Origin of the sequence: Pseudomonas sp. 14P_8.1_Bac3 (assembly GCF_025466085.1) — a bacterium.
Taxonomy (GTDB): Bacteria; Pseudomonadota; Gammaproteobacteria; order Pseudomonadales; family Pseudomonadaceae; genus Aquipseudomonas.
This window is the reverse complement of record NZ_JANLOD010000078.1, coordinates 273,729-289,230: the sequence shown is the minus strand read 5'-3', so window position 1 is coordinate 289,230 and position 15,502 is coordinate 273,729. Positions and strand designations below refer to the sequence as shown.

At 60.7% G+C, this 15,502-nt stretch carries 15 protein-coding genes; 10 read left to right on the top strand and 5 right to left on the bottom strand.

The genetic code is table 11. The annotated features are described in order from the left end of the window. Nucleotides 1-78 precede the first annotated feature (78 nt). Complete coding sequence (locus tag NTD84_RS29860) at nucleotides 79-1,572, bottom strand: CoA-acylating methylmalonate-semialdehyde dehydrogenase (RefSeq protein ID WP_262172656.1); 1,494 nt, start codon at nucleotides 1,570-1,572, stop codon at nucleotides 79-81. 65 nt (nucleotides 1,573-1,637) lie between these two features. Beyond that, entirely contained in the window at nucleotides 1,638-2,987 is a 1,350-nt protein-coding gene (locus NTD84_RS29855; protein WP_262172655.1) for an aspartate aminotransferase family protein, read from the bottom strand. Nucleotides 2,988-3,111: 124 nt separating this feature from the next. Here NTD84_RS29855 and NTD84_RS29850 point away from each other — a divergent pair, with 124 nt between their 5' ends. From NTD84_RS29850 to NTD84_RS29840, 3 genes are all read left to right on the top strand, one after another. Then, nucleotides 3,112-4,032 carry a LysR family transcriptional regulator gene (locus tag NTD84_RS29850; protein ID WP_262172654.1) on the top strand — a complete coding sequence of 307 codons (921 nt, stop codon included), beginning with the start codon at nucleotides 3,112-3,114 and terminating at the stop codon, nucleotides 4,030-4,032. 217 nt (nucleotides 4,033-4,249) lie between these two features. Next, nucleotides 4,250-4,900, top strand: a complete 651-nt coding sequence (locus tag NTD84_RS29845) for a TetR/AcrR family transcriptional regulator (RefSeq protein ID WP_262172653.1) — start codon at nucleotides 4,250-4,252, stop codon at nucleotides 4,898-4,900. 7 nt (nucleotides 4,901-4,907) lie between these two features. Continuing rightward, the gene (locus NTD84_RS29840) at nucleotides 4,908-5,489 is read left to right on the top strand and encodes an IMPACT family protein (protein WP_262172652.1); all 582 of its coding nucleotides are present in this window, start codon (nucleotides 4,908-4,910) and stop codon (nucleotides 5,487-5,489) included. Nucleotides 5,490-5,715: 226 nt separating this feature from the next. Here NTD84_RS29840 and NTD84_RS29835 read toward each other — a convergent pair whose 3' ends face one another. Further along, nucleotides 5,716-5,991, bottom strand: coding sequence for a hypothetical protein (locus NTD84_RS29835; protein WP_262172651.1), 276 nt, complete (start codon nucleotides 5,989-5,991; stop codon nucleotides 5,716-5,718). Between the two features lie 30 nt (nucleotides 5,992-6,021). Between NTD84_RS29835 and NTD84_RS29830 the strand changes: the two genes are divergently transcribed. The 3 genes from NTD84_RS29830 to NTD84_RS29820 are packed head-to-tail and all read left to right on the top strand — an operon-like array spanning nucleotide 6,022 to nucleotide 9,631. Then, nucleotides 6,022-7,587, top strand: coding sequence for an ABC transporter ATP-binding protein (locus NTD84_RS29830; protein WP_262172650.1), 1,566 nt, complete (start codon nucleotides 6,022-6,024; stop codon nucleotides 7,585-7,587). An 11-nt stretch (nucleotides 7,588-7,598) separates the two neighbouring features. After that, a complete protein-coding gene (locus tag NTD84_RS29825) occupies nucleotides 7,599-8,705 on the top strand; it encodes an ABC transporter permease (RefSeq protein ID WP_262172649.1) in 1,107 nt (368 codons plus the stop codon). Further along, a complete protein-coding gene (locus NTD84_RS29820; protein ID WP_262172648.1) occupies nucleotides 8,705-9,631 on the top strand; it encodes an ABC transporter permease in 927 nt (308 codons plus the stop codon). The genes NTD84_RS29825 and NTD84_RS29820 overlap by 1 nt, the downstream gene beginning before the upstream one ends. Nucleotides 9,632-9,714: 83 nt before the next feature. On the opposite strand, the gene NTD84_RS29815 is transcribed toward NTD84_RS29820, so the two are convergent. Next, nucleotides 9,715-10,137, bottom strand: coding sequence for a hypothetical protein (locus NTD84_RS29815; protein WP_262172647.1), 423 nt, complete (start codon nucleotides 10,135-10,137; stop codon nucleotides 9,715-9,717). Nucleotides 10,138-10,220: 83 nt separating this feature from the next. Here NTD84_RS29815 and NTD84_RS29810 point away from each other — a divergent pair, with 83 nt between their 5' ends. The 3 genes from NTD84_RS29810 (at nucleotide 10,221) to NTD84_RS29800 (ending at nucleotide 12,903) form a co-directional block, all read left to right on the top strand. Further along, a complete protein-coding gene (locus NTD84_RS29810) occupies nucleotides 10,221-10,571 on the top strand; it encodes a MerR family transcriptional regulator (protein WP_262172646.1) in 351 nt (116 codons plus the stop codon). A 25-nt stretch (nucleotides 10,572-10,596) separates the two neighbouring features. Continuing rightward, on the top strand, nucleotides 10,597-11,283 hold the full coding sequence (locus NTD84_RS29805; RefSeq protein WP_262172645.1) for an SDR family oxidoreductase: 687 nt from the start codon (nucleotides 10,597-10,599) through the stop codon (nucleotides 11,281-11,283). A 261-nt stretch (nucleotides 11,284-11,544) separates the two neighbouring features. Then, nucleotides 11,545-12,903: an 8-oxoguanine deaminase gene (locus NTD84_RS29800; RefSeq protein WP_262172644.1), complete on the top strand. Its 1,359-nt coding sequence runs from the start codon at nucleotides 11,545-11,547 to the stop codon at nucleotides 12,901-12,903. Nucleotides 12,904-13,019: 116 nt separating this feature from the next. Here NTD84_RS29800 and NTD84_RS29795 read toward each other — a convergent pair whose 3' ends face one another. Then, the gene (locus NTD84_RS29795) at nucleotides 13,020-14,108 is read right to left on the bottom strand and encodes a calcium:proton antiporter (protein WP_262172643.1); all 1,089 of its coding nucleotides are present in this window, start codon (nucleotides 14,106-14,108) and stop codon (nucleotides 13,020-13,022) included. Nucleotides 14,109-14,403: 295 nt separating this feature from the next. Here NTD84_RS29795 and NTD84_RS29790 point away from each other — a divergent pair, with 295 nt between their 5' ends. After that, nucleotides 14,404-15,486: a BMP family ABC transporter substrate-binding protein gene (locus tag NTD84_RS29790; protein WP_262172642.1), complete on the top strand. Its 1,083-nt coding sequence runs from the start codon at nucleotides 14,404-14,406 to the stop codon at nucleotides 15,484-15,486. Nucleotides 15,487-15,502 lie beyond the last annotated feature (16 nt).

Genomic DNA, 15,502 nt, shown 5'->3' with positions numbered 1-15,502 from the left:
CAATTCTGTCATGTCGTTCAAAAAAGCCCGAAAACACAAAGGCCGAGCCCCAAGGGGCTCGGCCTTCTTCCCTTCTACTTACAAGCTAGGGAAAGCGAATTGCGATGCTTCATGGCTAGCACGCTGCGGCCAGCGTTGGGTAATGGCCTTGCGACGGGTGTAGAAGCGCACGCCGTCCGGACCATAGGCATGCAGGTCGCCAAACAGCGAACGCTTCCAGCCACCAAAGCTGTGATAAGCCACCGGCACCGGCAACGGTACGTTGACGCCAACCATGCCCACTTCGATCTCATCGCAGAACAACCGAGCCGCTTCCCCATCACGGGTAAAGATGCAGGTGCCGTTGCCATATTCGTGATCGTTGATCAGCTGCATCGCCTCTTCCAGACTGTTCACCCGAACCACACACAGCACCGGCCCGAAGATCTCTTCTTTATAGATGCGCATTTCCGGGGTGACGTTATCGAACAGGCAGCCACCCAGGAAGAACCCTTCTTCATGACCGGCAACGCTCAGACCGCGACCGTCCACGACCAGCGTCGCACCGGACGAAACACCGTCCTCTATATAGCCACTGACCTTGTCGCGAGCCTGACCGGAAACCAGCGGCCCCATGTCCAGCCCGCAAGAAGTGCCCGCGCCGATTTTCAGCGCCTTGATCTGCGGCACCAACTTGGCCACCAAAGCATCCGCCACCTGGTCGCCCACACACACGGCCACCGAGATCGCCATGCAGCGCTCGCCGCAAGAACCGTAGGCCGCGCCCATCAGTGCGCTGACAGCGTTATCCAGATCCGCATCCGGCATCAGCACCGCGTGGTTCTTCGCCCCGCCCAGTGCCTGAACACGTTTGCCGCGTTTGGTGCCTTCGGCGTAGATGTATTCAGCGATCGGCGTTGAACCGACAAAGCTCAGGGCTTTGACCTCTGGCGCTTCGATCAGCGCATCCACAGCCGCTTTGTCGCCATGCACCACACTCAGTACGCCTTTCGGCAGACCTGCTTCCTGCAGCAACTGGGCAATCAACAGCGTCGAGCTTGGATCACGCTCGGAGGGCTTGAGGATGAAGCAGTTGCCGCAGACGATGGCCAGCGGATACATCCACAGCGGCACCATCGCCGGGAAGTTGAACGGCGTAATACCGGCCACCACACCCAACGGCTGGAAGTCCGACCAGGCATCGATATTCGGGCCGACGTTACGGCTGTATTCGCCCTTGAGAATTTCCGGCGCCGCGCAAGCGAACTCAACGTTCTCGATACCGCGCTTCAGCTCACCGGCTGCATCTTCCAGAGTCTTGCCATGTTCTTCGCTGATCAGCTGGGCGATACGCGCTTCGTTCTGTTCCAGCAGTTGTTTGAAGCGGAACATCACTTGCGCACGTTTGGCCGCTGGCGTGTTACGCCAGGCCGGGAACGCGGCCTTGGCCGAATCGATGGCTTTCTGGATGGTTTCGCGGCTGGCCAATGGCAGCTTGTGGATCGCCTGGCCGGTGGACGGGTTGAACACGTCGGCCGTGCGACCGTCTTCGGTCACCAGTTCGCCATTGATCAAATGCGGGATAAGGCTCATGCAGAACTCCTGAAAACGGTTGAAAAAGCGCCCGTCTGAGAGCGCCTCTATATAGAAGGGAAGAATCAGTCGATTTTGTTCAGCACTTCGCCGACCGCGTCGAACAGACGATCAAGGTCCTGCGGCTTGCTGTTGAAGGTTGGGCCGAACTGCAGGGTGTCGCCGCCGAAGCGCACGTAGAACCCGGCTTTCCACAGCGCCATGCCCGCCTCGAACGGACGCACGATGGCGTCGCCATCGCGAGGCGCGATCTGGATCGCACCGGCCAGCCCGTAGTTACGAATGTCGATGATGTTTTTCGAGCCCTTCAGGCCGTGCAACGCATTTTCGAAATGCGGTGCGACGTCGGCCACGCTCTGCACCAAATGTTCCTTTTGCAGCAGATCGAGTGCTGCCAGGCCCGCGGCGCAAGCTACCGGGTGCGCGGAGTAGGTGTAGCCGTGGGGGAATTCCACTGCGTATTCAGGCGTCGCCTGGTTCATGAAGGTCTGGTAGATCTCGGAACTGGCAATCACCGCGCCCATCGGGATCGCACCGTTGGTGACTTGTTTGGCGATACACATCAGGTCCGGGGTCACGCCGAAGCTGTCGGCACCGAACATCGAACCGGTACGGCCGAAACCGGTGATGACTTCGTCGAACACCAGCAGGATGTTGTGTTGATCGCAGATTTCGCGCAGACGCTTGAGGTAGCCCTCAGGCGGAACCAGTACGCCAGCGGACCCGGCCATTGGCTCGACGAATACCGCGGCGATGTTCGACGCGTCATGCAGTTCGATCAGTTTGAGCAGCTCATCCGCCAAGGCGATACCGCCCTCTTTCGGCATGCCGCGGGAATAGGCATTGCTCGCCAGCAAGGTATGCGGCAGGTGGTCGACGTCCATCATCGCCTGACCGAAAATCTTGCGGTTGCCGTTAACGCCACCCAGGCTGGTGCCGGCGATGTTCACACCGTGGTAGCCACGGGCACGACCGATCATCTTGGTCTTGGTCGCCTGGCCTTTCAGACGCCAGTAGGCGCGAACCATCTTCACCGCGGTATCCGCACACTCGGAACCCGAGTCGGTGAAGAACACATGATTCAGATTGCCCGGCGTCAGGTCAGTGATTTTCTCCGCCAGCTGGAACGACAGCGGGTGACCGTACTGGAAGCCCGGCGAGTAATCGAGGGTGCCCAGCTGCTTGGCCACCGCTTCCTGGATTTCCTTGCGCGTGTGGCCGGCGCCGCAGGTCCACAAACCGGACAGCGAATCATAGACCTTGCGCCCCTTGTCGTCCGTCAACCAGCTGCCTTCGGCCGCCACAATCAGGCGCGGATCGCGCTGGAAATTGCGGTTGGCGGTGTAGGGCATCCAGTGAGCATCGAGCTTGAGCTGGCTGGCCAGGGAAGTCGGGGCGTTTTCAGGCAAGTTCATGGGCAAAACCTCGCAGGGCAATAAGCGGCGTGGAGATGAAAAGCGTTCTTGCAGCTAAATTGCCACGGGGATAAAGTCGGTGAAATTCAACTTTTCTAATGTTCAGTCAGGCCTTTACTAAACTATGAGCACTCGTCGCCCCGATCCGCTGGCACAAGTCAGCGACTTTGATATCCGCCTGCTACGGATTTTTCGCAGCGTCGTGGAGTGCGGCGGTTTCTCCGCAGCCGAATCGGTACTCGGCATCGGGCGCTCGGCGATCAGTCAGCAGATGAGCGATCTGGAACAGCGTCTGGGTCTGAGGCTTTGCCAACGCGGTCGCGCCGGGTTTTCCCTGACCGAAGAAGGCCGCGAGGTTTACCAATCGGCATTGCAACTCCTGAGTGCGCTGGAAAGTTTCCGTACCGAGGTCAACGGTCTGCATCAGCACTTGCGCGGCGAATTGACCATCGGCCTGACCGACAACCTCGTCACCCTCCCCCACATGCGCATCACCCACGCCTTGGCGCAATTGAAGGAACGCGGTCCGGACGTGCAGATCCAGATCCGCATGATCGCGCCCAACGAGGTCGAACAAGGCGTGCTCGACGGGCGCCTGCATGTCGGCGTCGTACCGCAGGCCAGCGCGCTGTCGGGGCTGGAATACCAGCCGCTCTACAGTGAACGTTCGCTGCTGTATTGCGCGGTCGGTCATCCGTTGTTCTACGTCGATGACAAACAACTGGACGACGACCGCCTCAACAGTCAGGACGCCATCGCTCCGACCTTCCGTCTGCCGGCAGACATCCAGGCGCATTACCAGGCACTCAATTGCACGGCCAGCGCCTCCGACCGCGAAGGCATGGCCTTCCTGATTCTGACCGGACGCTACATCGGTTACCTGCCAGACCATTACGCCGGCCTTTGGGTCCAGCAAGGTCGCTTGCGCGCATTGAAACCGAAAGCGCGTTTCTACGACCTGAGCCTGGCCTCGGTGACGCGCAAGGGCCGTCGTCCGCATCTGGTGCTGGAAAGCTTCCTCGAAAGCCTGGCCGCGACGCGCTGAATCGATGCCTTCCTGTAGGCGCTCGCTCGCTCGCGATGGACGTCAACGATGACGCAGGCTTTCTGAATTAACGCGTGATCCTGACGTTTTTCGCGACCAAGCTCGCTCCTACGGGGAAAAACGGGCGTTCGGGTTTTATTGCGTCAGGACTTGTCGGATCTGTATGGGTGCGCTATCAACGCACTGGTTGCACCCACCCACCTGTCTGGAAGTGCCTATGACCTTTGAAGTCCCCGCTCACGGCGGCAGACCCGCCAGCCGCATTCGTCAAAAGAACGAAGAGACCATCATCAAAGCCGCCGAGGACGAGTTCGCCCGTCACGGTTTCAAAGGCACCAGCATGAACACCATCGCCCTGAATGCCGGGTTGCCCAAAGCCAACCTGCATTATTACTTCACCAATAAACTGGGGTTGTACGTGGCGGTGCTGAGCAACATCCTGCAATTGTGGGACAGCACGTTCAACACCCTCACCGCCGAGGATGATCCGGCCGAGGCGCTGACACGCTACATCCGCGCGAAAATGGAGTTCTCCCGACGCCAGCCTCAAGCCTCGCGCATCTTCGCCATGGAAGTCATCAGCGGCGGCGAGTGTTTGACCGAGTATTTCAACCAGGATTACCGCACCTGGTTCCAGGGTCGGGCGGCGGTGTTTCAGGCGTGGATCGATGCCGGCAAAATGGACCCGGTGGATCCGGTAAACCTGATCTTCCTGCTGTGGGGCAGCACCCAGCATTACGCGGATTTCGCCACGCAGATCTGCCGGGTCAGCGGTCGCAGCAAGTTGACCAAGCAAGACATGGAAGAGGCCGGCGACAACCTGATCCGCATCATTCTCAAGGGCTGCGGCCTGACTCCAGCGATTTAAGACACTTATGCCTTTTACCCTCAGCGGCCTTTGCGAATACCGCGAAGAGATTCGCAAAAGCCGTTTCATCACCTTTGCCGCGCCAATCGGCAGTCCGGCTGAAGCCCAGGCGTTCATCGAACAGCACAGCGATCTGAATGCCACGCACAATTGCTGGGCCTGGAAGCTCGGCGATCAATACCGCAGCACCGATGACGGGGAACCGGGCGGCACTGCCGGGCGACCGATTCTGGCAGCCATCGACGCGCAGGATTGCGATCAGGTTGCGGTGCTGGTGATCCGTTGGTACGGCGGTATTCAACTCGGCACCGGCGGCCTCGCCCGAGCGTACGGCGGTGGTGCCAACAAGTGCCTGCAAGCGGCACCGAAGATCGAGCTGATCAGCCGCGTACCGGTGAGTTGCGCGTGCGGCTTTGCTGAGTTGACGCTGGTGAAACTCCGGGTGGCGGAACTGGGCGGATTGGTGCTGGAGGAAACGTTTACCGCCAACGGCGTGGAGTTACAGTTGGCGATGGGTGAGGCGCAGATCGCTACGTTGCAAACGCAGCTGGCTGATTTGAGCCGGGGGCGAATTCTGCTGCAACGCTGATCGCACCAACCTTGTTCACAGCCCTTTCATCGCACCGGCCCACTTGCCCACATCTGCTGTGCACCCGGCTGTGGATAACCTGAGCACATACCGCTGTAACCCTTCTGTCATGCGGGTTTGCGGGCATTGCTCATTTTTCGTCCAACTCGATGTAAAAAAGATCAAATTCAATTAAAAACAATCAGTTAGGTTGGTTTATCACCTTTAGGAGATAGCCGCGCAATGCTTATGCCCGCGCTTTGCGCTTGCGCACAAATACTGTGGAGCAATCTGTGGATAACCCGTTCATGTCTGCCGCCGCCCCATATCCGGCATGGCTTGCGTGGTGCTGCTCGTTTTTTGACCAAAATCCAATGGGCAAAAATAGAGCCAGATCAACGGCTTCGCCCTGTAGTGGTGCCCAATATTGGCTGGCTGCCTGCCGAGGCTCCGTGCTTAACGCCTGGGTCGGCAAGGTTTTGAAATTTTCCTGACTCAATGGCCAGGAAATTGCTTTATCCACAGGCATCACTTCAATCGACCCGAGCCTGTCATGCCCAACCCCGTGCCGATCGCCGATCAAACACCCCGCTTGCAACTGCGCGGAATCAGCAAGCGCTACCCCGGCTGCCTGGCCAACGATGCCATTGACCTGAGCATTGCCCCTGGGGAAATCCATGCACTGCTCGGCGAAAACGGTGCGGGCAAAAGCACGCTGATGAAAATCATCTACGGCGTCACCCACGCCGATGCCGGGGAGATGATCTGGCAAGGCCAGCGCGTCAGCCTGCGCAACCCGGCTCAGGCTCGCAGCCTTGGGATCGGCATGGTGTTCCAGCACTTCTCACTGTTTGAAACACTCAGCGTGGCGCAGAACATTGCTTTGGCCATGGGGGCGGCAGCCGGGACGCCGAAACAGCTTGAACCGAAAATCCGTGAAGTGTCGCGGCGCTACGGCATGACGCTGGAGCCGGAGCGACTTGTCCACAGCCTGTCGATTGGCGAGCGGCAACGGGTGGAAATCATTCGCTGCCTGATGCAGGACATTCGTCTGTTGATTCTCGATGAACCGACCTCGGTGCTGACACCGCAGGAGGCCGACGAACTCTTCGTTACCCTGCGCCGACTCGCGGCCGAAGGCTGCAGCATCCTGTTCATCAGCCACAAGCTCGGTGAAGTGCGCGCCCTGTGTCACAGCGCCACCGTGCTGCGCAGCGGACGGGTGGCCGGGCATTGCGTGCCGGCCGAATGCTCGGACCAGCAACTGGCGAAGCTGATGGTCGGCGAAGCCGCCACGTTGATCACTGACTATCCGAAGGTCACGGGCGGGGAGGCCTTTTTGAGCGTGAGCAGATTGTCGTGGCACAACCCTGACCCGTTCGGTTGCTCGCTGAAAGACATCGATCTCGAGGTGCGTCGTGGCGAAATCGTCGGCATCGCCGGGGTGGCGGGCAATGGCCAGGACGAGTTGCTGGCGTTGCTCAGCGGCGAAGAATGCCTGCCTCGCAACGACGGCCCAACCGTCCTTTTCGACGGGCAAGCGGTCGCTCATTTACGGCCGGATGCGCGACGCAAACTCGGCCTGGCGTTCGTGCCCGCCGAACGCTTGGGTCATGGCGCGGTGCCGGAGTTGAGCTTGGCGGACAACGCGCTGCTGACGGCCTTTCATCAAGGGTTGGTGAGTAACCGGCTGATTCAGCGCGGCAAAGTTGCTGCACTGGCCGATGAGATCATCCGCCGCTTCGGCGTCAAGGCACCCGATGCGCAAACGCCGGCTCGCGCCCTGTCCGGCGGTAATTTGCAGAAATTCATTCTCGGTCGGGAGATCCTCCAGCAGCCGAAATTACTGGTGGCCGCGCACCCGACATGGGGCGTGGACGTCGGCGCCGCCGCAACCATTCACCGCGCGCTGATTGCCTTGCGCGACGCCGGCGCAGCGATCCTGGTGATCTCCGAAGACCTCGACGAACTGTTCCAGATCAGCGACCGGCTCGGCGCCTTGTGCAGCGGTCGATTGTCACCGCTCAAAGCCACCGCCGACACCCGCCTGAGCGATGTTGGCGGCTGGATGGCCGGCCAGTTCGACGCCCCTCAATTACCAGCCACCGTACCGGTTTAACGGAGTTTCACATGCTGCTTTCTCTCGAACCCCGTGGCCAGCAATCGCGTTTGATGTTGTGGTGCTCGCCGTTGCTGGCGGCAGTCCTGACCCTGGGCTGCGGCTCGCTGTTGTTCATCGCGCTGGGTCATGACCCGTTGCTGACTTTACACACACTACTGATCGCACCGGTCAGCGATCTCTATGGTGTCTCGGAACTGTTGGTCAAAGCATTGCCGATCCTGCTGTGCGCGTTGGGGCTGGCCGTGGCGTATCAGGCACGGATCTGGAACATCGGCGCCGAAGGTCAACTGCTGCTCGGCGCGCTGGCCGGCAGTGCGTTGGCGGTAAATATCATCGACCTGCAAAGTCGCTGGGCCCTGGCGTTGATCCTGGTCGTCGGCACCTTGGCCGGCGCGGCGTGGGCCGGGCTGACCGCGTGGCTGCGCACGCGCTTCAATGCCAACGAAATCCTCACCAGCATCATGCTGAATTACATCGCCCTGAACCTGCTGCTGTTCTGCGTGCACGGACCGCTGAAAGACCCGGCCGGGTTCAATTTTCCAGAGTCGGCGATGTTCGGCGAGGCCAGCCGTTTGCCGCTGCTGATGGAGGACGGTCGGGTTCACGCCGGGGTGTATTTCGCCCTGCTCGCCCTGGTGGCGGTGTGGGTGTTGCTGCAGAAAAGTTTTGTCGGCTTCCAGATCAAAGTGCTCGGGCTGGACAAGCGTGCGGCGGGCTTCGTCGGCTTTCGCGAGAAGCGGTTGATCTGGCTGGCGTTGCTGATCAGCGGTGGATTGGCAGGGCTGGCCGGCGTGTGTGAAGTCACCGGGCCGATCGGCCAGTTGGTGCCGCAAGTTTCGCCGGGGTATGGCTATGCCGCGATCACGGTGGCGTTCCTCGGGCGGCTCAATCCGATTGGCATTCTGTTTTCCAGCCTGTTGATGGCGCTGTTGTACATCGGCGGCGAGAACGCGCAAATGAGCCTCAATCTGCCGCAAGCGATCACGCAATTGTTCCAGGGGATGATGCTGTTTTTCCTGCTGGCCAGTGACGTGCTGATTCTTTATCGACCACGTCTGAACCTGCGCTGGACCCGCCGCGCGCCCGCCACCGCCGTACACGCAGGAGCGCTGTGATGGATATCGATCTGCTGAGCAATATTTTCTATGCCATGGTCCGTTGCGGCACGCCGCTGCTGTTGGTGGCGCTGGGTGAATTGATCTGCGAGAAAAGCGGCGTCCTCAATCTGGGCCAGGAAGGCATGATGCTGTTTGGCGCGGTGATCGGTTTTATCGTCGCGCTGAACAGCGGCAACCTGTGGCTCGGCGTGTTGCTGGCGATGTTCGCCGGGATGCTGCTGTCGTCGCTGTTTGCATGGGTGGCGCTGGTGTTCAACGCCAATCAGGTGGCCACCGGCCTGGCGTTGACGATCTTCGGCGTCGGCCTGTCGACGTTTGTCGGCGCCGCATGGGTCGGGAAACCGCTGGCGGGTTTTGAGCCGGTGGCGATTCCGTACTTGAGCGAGATTCCGCTGATTGGACGGATGCTGTTTGCCCAGGATCTGCTGGTGTATCTGTCGTTCGCGCTGTTTGCGCTGGTGGCGTGGGTGATTGTGAAAAGCCGTGTCGGCTTGATCATTCAGGCCGTCGGCGAAAACCCGGACGCGGCCAGCGCGATGGGGTTGCCAGTGCTGGGCGTGCGCACGCTGGCGGTGTTGTTCGGCGGCGCGATGGCGGGCTTGGCCGGGGCCTATCTGTCACTGGCCTACACGCCGATGTGGGCGGAAAACATGAGCGCCGGCCGTGGCTGGATTGCCCTGGCGCTGGTGGTGTTTGCCAGTTGGCGGGTCTGGCGTTTGCTGCTCGGGGCGTACCTGTTTGGACTGGCCAGCATCCTGCACCTGGTGGCGCAGGGGTTGGGCTTGGCGATTCCGTCGAGCCTGCTGGCGATGCTGCCGTATGTCGCGACGATTGTGGTGTTGGTGCTGTTGTCACGGGACGGGTTGCGCACGCGGTTATATGCGCCGGTGTCGTTGGGGCAGCCGTGGCGGGCGGGGCATTAGTGGTTGTCGGCATTGGCCCCTTCGCGGGCAAGCCCGCTCCCACAGTTGATCGATTGACGCGTGTTTCTGTGCCCGACATGAATCTAATGTGGCAGCGGGCTTGCTCGCGAAGACAACGTGACAGGCAACACCTGAACCACCCCCCACGCCAATTCAAAGAACAGGAAAATCACCAGCAACGAACTGGCGCCGTGGACCAAGGCATAGAGTTGCCAAGCCGCAAACAGAAACCGCCCCACCGCGTCATACCGCCCGAATACCTGCTGCGGATCACGAATCCGCAGCACCGCCCACACGCACACAATTGATCCCAACAGATTCGCCATCAACAGGTGCATGGGCTCAAACGCCGGCAGCTCGCCGGGCAGATCCAGCGCCTGGCTCAAGCCCGACAGCGCGCCATGCAGCAAAGCAAAACTCCACGGCGTGGCAAACGCCACCGTCACGATCAAGTCGTACCAGGCGCTGCCGCGCACCAACCGGCGATATTGCGTTGAAGTCCACATCCGTCGCGCTCCATCAATTCAGGGAGCAACAAGGCTAAAGCCTGGAGTATGCTCCAGGGTCAAGCCCCTCTCGAGACGTCAGGATGCGCATCGGTGAATTAGCCCAGGCCAGCGCCGTCAGCCGTGACACGCTGCGCTTCTACGAGCAGCGCGGATTGATCGCCGCGCAACGCAGCGCCAACGGCTATCGCGACTACCCGGCGGAGATGGTGCAACTGGTGCTGTACATCAAGACCGCTCAACGGCTCGGGTTCACCCTCGGCGAGATCGGCAACAGCGTCGCTGCGTTATGGCAGTCGCCCGATCCGGACAGCGCCGTCACGCAATTGCTGCAAGACAAACTCAAACTGATAGAAACGCGAATGGACGAACTCGGGGCTTTGCGCAGCGAGTTGCAGCAACGGCTGGGTCAGCGTTGTCCATTGAATCCGTGATCCTCACTTATCAAGGAAGCCACTCATGTCTACGGCAAAAACCGCACTCATCATCGGCGCCTCCCGCGGCCTGGGCCTCGGGCTGGTGAAAACCCTGCTGGCCGACGGCTGGCAAGTGACCGCCACCGTGCGTAATCCGCAAAAGGCCGACGCTTTGCAGGCGCTGGGCAAGGTACGGATCGAAAAACTCGACATGGACGATCAGCAAGCCGTCATCGCGTTGAGCCAGCAGCTCAGGGGCGAAGTGTTCGATCTGCTGTTCGTGAATGCCGGGGTCAAGGGGCCTGACGTCCAGACACCGGGCGGCGCGACGCTGGCGGAAGTCGGCCAGTTGTTTTTCACCAACGCGGTGGCGCCGATCAATCTGGCGCAGCGCTTCGTCGGGCAGATTCGTCCACAGACCGGCGTGCTGGCGTTCATGAGTTCGGTGCTCGGCAGCGTGACCATGCCGGACGCGCCGGAATTGGCACTGTACAAGGCGAGCAAGGCGGCCCTGAACTCGATGACCAACAGCTTCGTGACGCAGTTGGGCGATCAGCAACTGACCGTGCTGTCGCTGCATCCGGGTTGGGTGAAAACCGACATGGGCGGCGAAGACGCGGACATCGATGTGGAAACCAGTACCCGTGGATTGGTGGATCAGGTGAATGCCTACACCGGCAAGGGTGGCCATCACTTCGTGAACTACAAGGGTGAAACCATTCCCTGGTAACGACTGGTGGGAGCGGGCATGCTCGCGAAGGCGAAGTGTCAGTTGACAAAGCGTTGCATGACACACCGCCTTCGCGAGCAAGCCCGCTCCCACAAAGGTCCTATTCCACCGATGGTTTTGTGTCGCCTGGTCGGGCGAGGCTTGCCCGCCAAGCGATTTTGTTTGAAACTCCGCACCTCGCCCCGCGGCGACCCTGGATCAGCAGACAGGGTAATCACTGAGCTGGCTAACCTGAACCCACTTTCAGAGGAGCCGGCCAACATGCCTGCGACCCGTACCTGGTTAAAAAATCCCCTCGCGATCTTCACTGCCAATGACCTCGATGCCCGTGGCGGCCTGGTTGTGCAAGACGGTGTGATCGTCGAAGTGCTCGGCGTCGGCCAGCAACCGTCCGCGCCCTGTGGACACGTGTTTGACGCTCGCGAGCATGTCATCCTGCCGGGCCTGATCAACACCCATCACCACTTCTATCAAACCCTGACCCGCGCCTGGGCGCCGGTGGTCAATCAGCCGCTGTTTCCGTGGCTGAAAACCCTGTACCCGGTCTGGGCGCGACTGACTCCGGAAAAACTCGCCCTCGCCAGCAAAGTTGCGCTGGCCGAACTGCTGCTGTCCGGTTGCACCACCGCCGCCGATCACCACTATCTGTTTCCTGAAGGCCTGGAAAATGCGATCGACGTGCAAGTCGAGAGCGTCCGCGAACTGGGCATGCGCGCCATGCTGACCCGCGGCTCCATGAGCCTCGGCGAGAAGGACGGCGGCCTGCCACCGCAGCAGACCGTGCAGGAAGGTGAAGTGATTCTCGACGACAGTCAGCGCCTGATCGCCGCCTACCACGAGCGCGGTGACGGCGCGCAAATCCAGATCGCCCTCGCGCCCTGCTCGCCGTTCTCGGTGACTCCGGAAATCATGACGGCCAGCGCCGAACTGGCCAACAAACTCGACGTGCGCTTGCACACCCACCTCGCGGAAACCCTCGACGAAGAAGACTTCTGCCTGCAGCGCTTCGGCCTGCGCACCGTGGATTACCTGGACAGCGTCGGTTGGCTCGGGCCGCGCACCTGGCTGGCCCACGGCATCCATTTCAACCCGGATGAAATCGCCCGCCTCGGCGCCGCCCGCACCGGCATTTGCCATTGCCCGAGTTCGAACATGCGCCTGGCCTCCGGCATCTGCCCGACACTCGACCTGACCGCCGCGGGCGCATTGTTGGGCCTGGGTGTGGACGGCTCGGCGTCCAACGATGCGTCGAACATGATGCTGGAAACCCGTCAGGCGCTTTACATCCAGCGCTTGCGCTATGGCGCGGAGAAAATTACCCCGGAACGGGTGCTGGGCTGGGCGACCAAAGGCTCGGCGAGCTTGTTGGGGCGCAGCGATATCGGTGAACTGGCGGTCGGCAAGCAGGCGGATCTGGCGTTGTTCAAGCTGGATGAACTGCGGTTCTCCGGCAGCCATGATCCGGTGTCGGCATTGCTGCTGTGCGGCGCGGACCGGGCGGATCGGGTGATGATCGGCGGGAAGTGGCGGGTGATTGACGGGCAGGTTGAAGGGTTGGATCTGCAAGGCTTGATCGCCGATCACAGCCAGGCAGCCCGGCAACTGATCGCGGGCGTCTGACACCACACCAGTGTGGGAGCGGGCTTGCTCGCGAAGACGGAATGTCAGTCGAAAAGGATCTGGCTGATACACCGCTTTCGCGAGCAAGCCCGCTCCCACATTGATTTTTCGGTGGCTTAAAGGCCGAGCACCGACAACATGATGAACGTCGCAAACAGCACAAAGTGCGTCATGCCTTCGATGGCATTGGTTTCCCCGTCGTTGAGGTTGATCGCGCTGACGATCAGCGTCAGGAAAATCATCACTGTCTGCACTGGCGTCATCGCCATCTGAAACGGCTGGCCGGTATACAGCGCCATCGCCTCCATCACCGGCACCGTCAGGATCACCGTCGACAGCGATGCGCCCATGGCGATGTTGACCACCGACTGCATGCGGTTGGCCAGCGCCGCGCGCAACGCGGTGAGGATCTCCGGCGCCGCGGAAATCGCCGCCACCAGAATCGCCGTGATCACCGGCGGTGCGCCCGTGCCTTTCAGGCCCAGATCGAGGGTCTTGGACATGACCTCGGCCAACGCGCCAATCACCACCACGCCAAACACCAGCGTGCCGATGCTCAGCCCCAGGTTGATCGGTTCAGGCTCCTCGTCCGGGACTTTCTTGCGGCGTTTTTCCGGGTAGCTGTAGCTGAAAAAATAACTGTGTGGCCCGACCTGCATGCGCAGGAACAAGGTGTAGAGCACGACCATCGCACCAATCGTGAACGCCGAATAAATCTTCCAGTCCGCCTGCGGAATAAACTCCGGCACCACCATGGAAACACCCATGGCCGTGAGGATCATCACGCTGTAGCTGCGCGCCGAATCGTCGTTGTAGGACTGTTCACCATGCTTGATCCCACCCATCAACGCCGCGAGGCCAAGGATGCCGTTGATGTCGAGCATCACCGCTGAATAGATGGTGTCGCGCACCAGCGTCGGCGACGCTTCGTTGCTCATCATGATCGCCAGGATCACCACCTCCACCAGCACCGCCGCCAGCGTCAGGATCATCGTGCCGTAGGGGTCGCCGACTTTTTCCGCCAGCAGTTCGGCGTGATGAGCGACGCGCATGGACGCGGCGACGATGAAGGCGATCAGGACCAGACCGGAGATCAGCGCGAGGACCTGGCCGCTGTGCAGCATCCAGTGTTCCAGCGGATAAGCGATGAACGCGGCGATGAGGGCCAGCAGCAGAAACGTTTCTTGCCTGAGGAATGTGAGCATTGCGGGCCTATTTGCCGAGTGGAGCGAAATCAGTGCGATGAGCTACTGACTGCGGAGCGGCGCTAACGTTTCGTTACACCTTAGCGCACCAGTGGCATGCAGCCGTGCCAGCCCGTGCACTTTATTGGCCTTAGCTGCCGCCTGGGGAGCAGGCTCGCTCCCACATTGGAATGCGTTCTCCTGTGGGAGCAAGCCTGCTCGCGAAGGCCATCACACGGTTTCGGATATTTGTTGTCCTGTTGGTCAGCAATTTGCATTACCCCTTCCAACCTCAAAACAATAGGGAGTGGGATTCATGCATAAACGTCCGTTGAAGCAACTGCTGTGTGCCATCGCCGCGGCCATCGGCCTCAGCACTGTCCTGAGCGCCAGTGCCGCCGACCCGCTGAAAGTCGGCTTCGTCTACATCGGCCCGATCGGCGACCACGGCTGGACGTATCAGCATGAACAGGGACGCAAGGCGCTGGCGGAAAAATTCGGCACGCAGATCACCACCAATTACGTGGAGAATGTCGCCGAAGGCGCCGACGCCGAACGGGTGATCCGCAACATGGCCAAGGACAACTACGACCTGATCTTCACCACCTCGTTTGGCTACATGAACCCGACCCTCAAAGTCGCCAGACAATTCCCCAAAGTGACCTTCGAACACGCCACCGGCTACAAGCAGGACAAGAACCTCGGCACCTACCTGGCGCGCACCTATGAAGGTCGCTACGTCGGCGGTTTCCTCGCGGCGAAAATGACCAAAACCAAGAAGGTCGGCTACGTCGCCTCGTTCCCCATTCCGGAAGTGATCCGCGACATCAACGCCATCCAACTGGCCCTGAACAAATACAACCCGGGCACCGAGATTAAGGTGGTGTGGGTCAATTCCTGGTTCGATCCGGGCAAGGAAGCCGATGCCGCCAACGCGCTGATCGACCAGGGCGTGGACGTGGTATTCCAGCACACCGACAGCCCGGCGCCGATTCAGGCCGCCGAGCGTCGCGGCGTCTACGCGGTGGGCTACGCGTCGGACATGGCGCACTTCGGGCCGAAAGCGGTGCTGACCTCGATCGTCAACGACTGGGCGCCGCACTACATCGAGGCCACCCAGAGCGTCATCGATCACGCGTGGAAATCCCAGGATTACTGGGGCGGTTTGAAGGAAGGCACCGTGGAGTTGCCGATCAGTGACCTGGTGCCGGCGCCGGTGAAAGCCGAGGCCGAGCAGATCATCGCCGACATCAAGAGCGGCGCGCTGCATCCGTTTACCGGGCCGATCAAGGATCAGGCGGGCGTCGAGAAAATTGCGGCGGGTGTGACGGCGAGCAATGCGGAACTGGCTTCGATGAATTACTACGTGGAAGGCATGAAGGCCGACATTCCGAAGTAACTCCCCAACCCAACAC

Excerpts from the sequence above, each read along its gene's own strand:
- NTD84_RS29860 (WP_262172656.1), bottom strand. The coding sequence starts at position 1,572 with ATGAGCCTTATCCCGCATTTGATCAATGGCGAACTGGTGACCGAAGAC.
- NTD84_RS29855 (WP_262172655.1), bottom strand. The coding sequence starts at position 2,987 with ATGAACTTGCCTGAAAACGCCCCGACTTCCCTGGCCAGCCAGCTCAAG.
- NTD84_RS29850 (WP_262172654.1), top strand. The coding sequence starts at position 3,112 with ATGAGCACTCGTCGCCCCGATCCGCTGGCACAAGTCAGCGACTTTGAT.
- NTD84_RS29845 (WP_262172653.1), top strand. The coding sequence starts at position 4,250 with ATGACCTTTGAAGTCCCCGCTCACGGCGGCAGACCCGCCAGCCGCATT.
- NTD84_RS29840 (WP_262172652.1), top strand. The coding sequence starts at position 4,908 with ATGCCTTTTACCCTCAGCGGCCTTTGCGAATACCGCGAAGAGATTCGC.
- NTD84_RS29830 (WP_262172650.1), top strand. The coding sequence starts at position 6,022 with ATGCCCAACCCCGTGCCGATCGCCGATCAAACACCCCGCTTGCAACTG.
- NTD84_RS29825 (WP_262172649.1), top strand. The coding sequence starts at position 7,599 with ATGCTGCTTTCTCTCGAACCCCGTGGCCAGCAATCGCGTTTGATGTTG.
- NTD84_RS29820 (WP_262172648.1), top strand. The coding sequence starts at position 8,705 with ATGGATATCGATCTGCTGAGCAATATTTTCTATGCCATGGTCCGTTGC.
- NTD84_RS29815 (WP_262172647.1), bottom strand. The coding sequence starts at position 10,137 with ATGTGGACTTCAACGCAATATCGCCGGTTGGTGCGCGGCAGCGCCTGG.
- NTD84_RS29810 (WP_262172646.1), top strand. The coding sequence starts at position 10,221 with ATGCGCATCGGTGAATTAGCCCAGGCCAGCGCCGTCAGCCGTGACACG.
- NTD84_RS29805 (WP_262172645.1), top strand. The coding sequence starts at position 10,597 with ATGTCTACGGCAAAAACCGCACTCATCATCGGCGCCTCCCGCGGCCTG.
- NTD84_RS29800 (WP_262172644.1), top strand. The coding sequence starts at position 11,545 with ATGCCTGCGACCCGTACCTGGTTAAAAAATCCCCTCGCGATCTTCACT.
- NTD84_RS29795 (WP_262172643.1), bottom strand. The coding sequence starts at position 14,108 with ATGCTCACATTCCTCAGGCAAGAAACGTTTCTGCTGCTGGCCCTCATC.
- NTD84_RS29790 (WP_262172642.1), top strand. The coding sequence starts at position 14,404 with ATGCATAAACGTCCGTTGAAGCAACTGCTGTGTGCCATCGCCGCGGCC.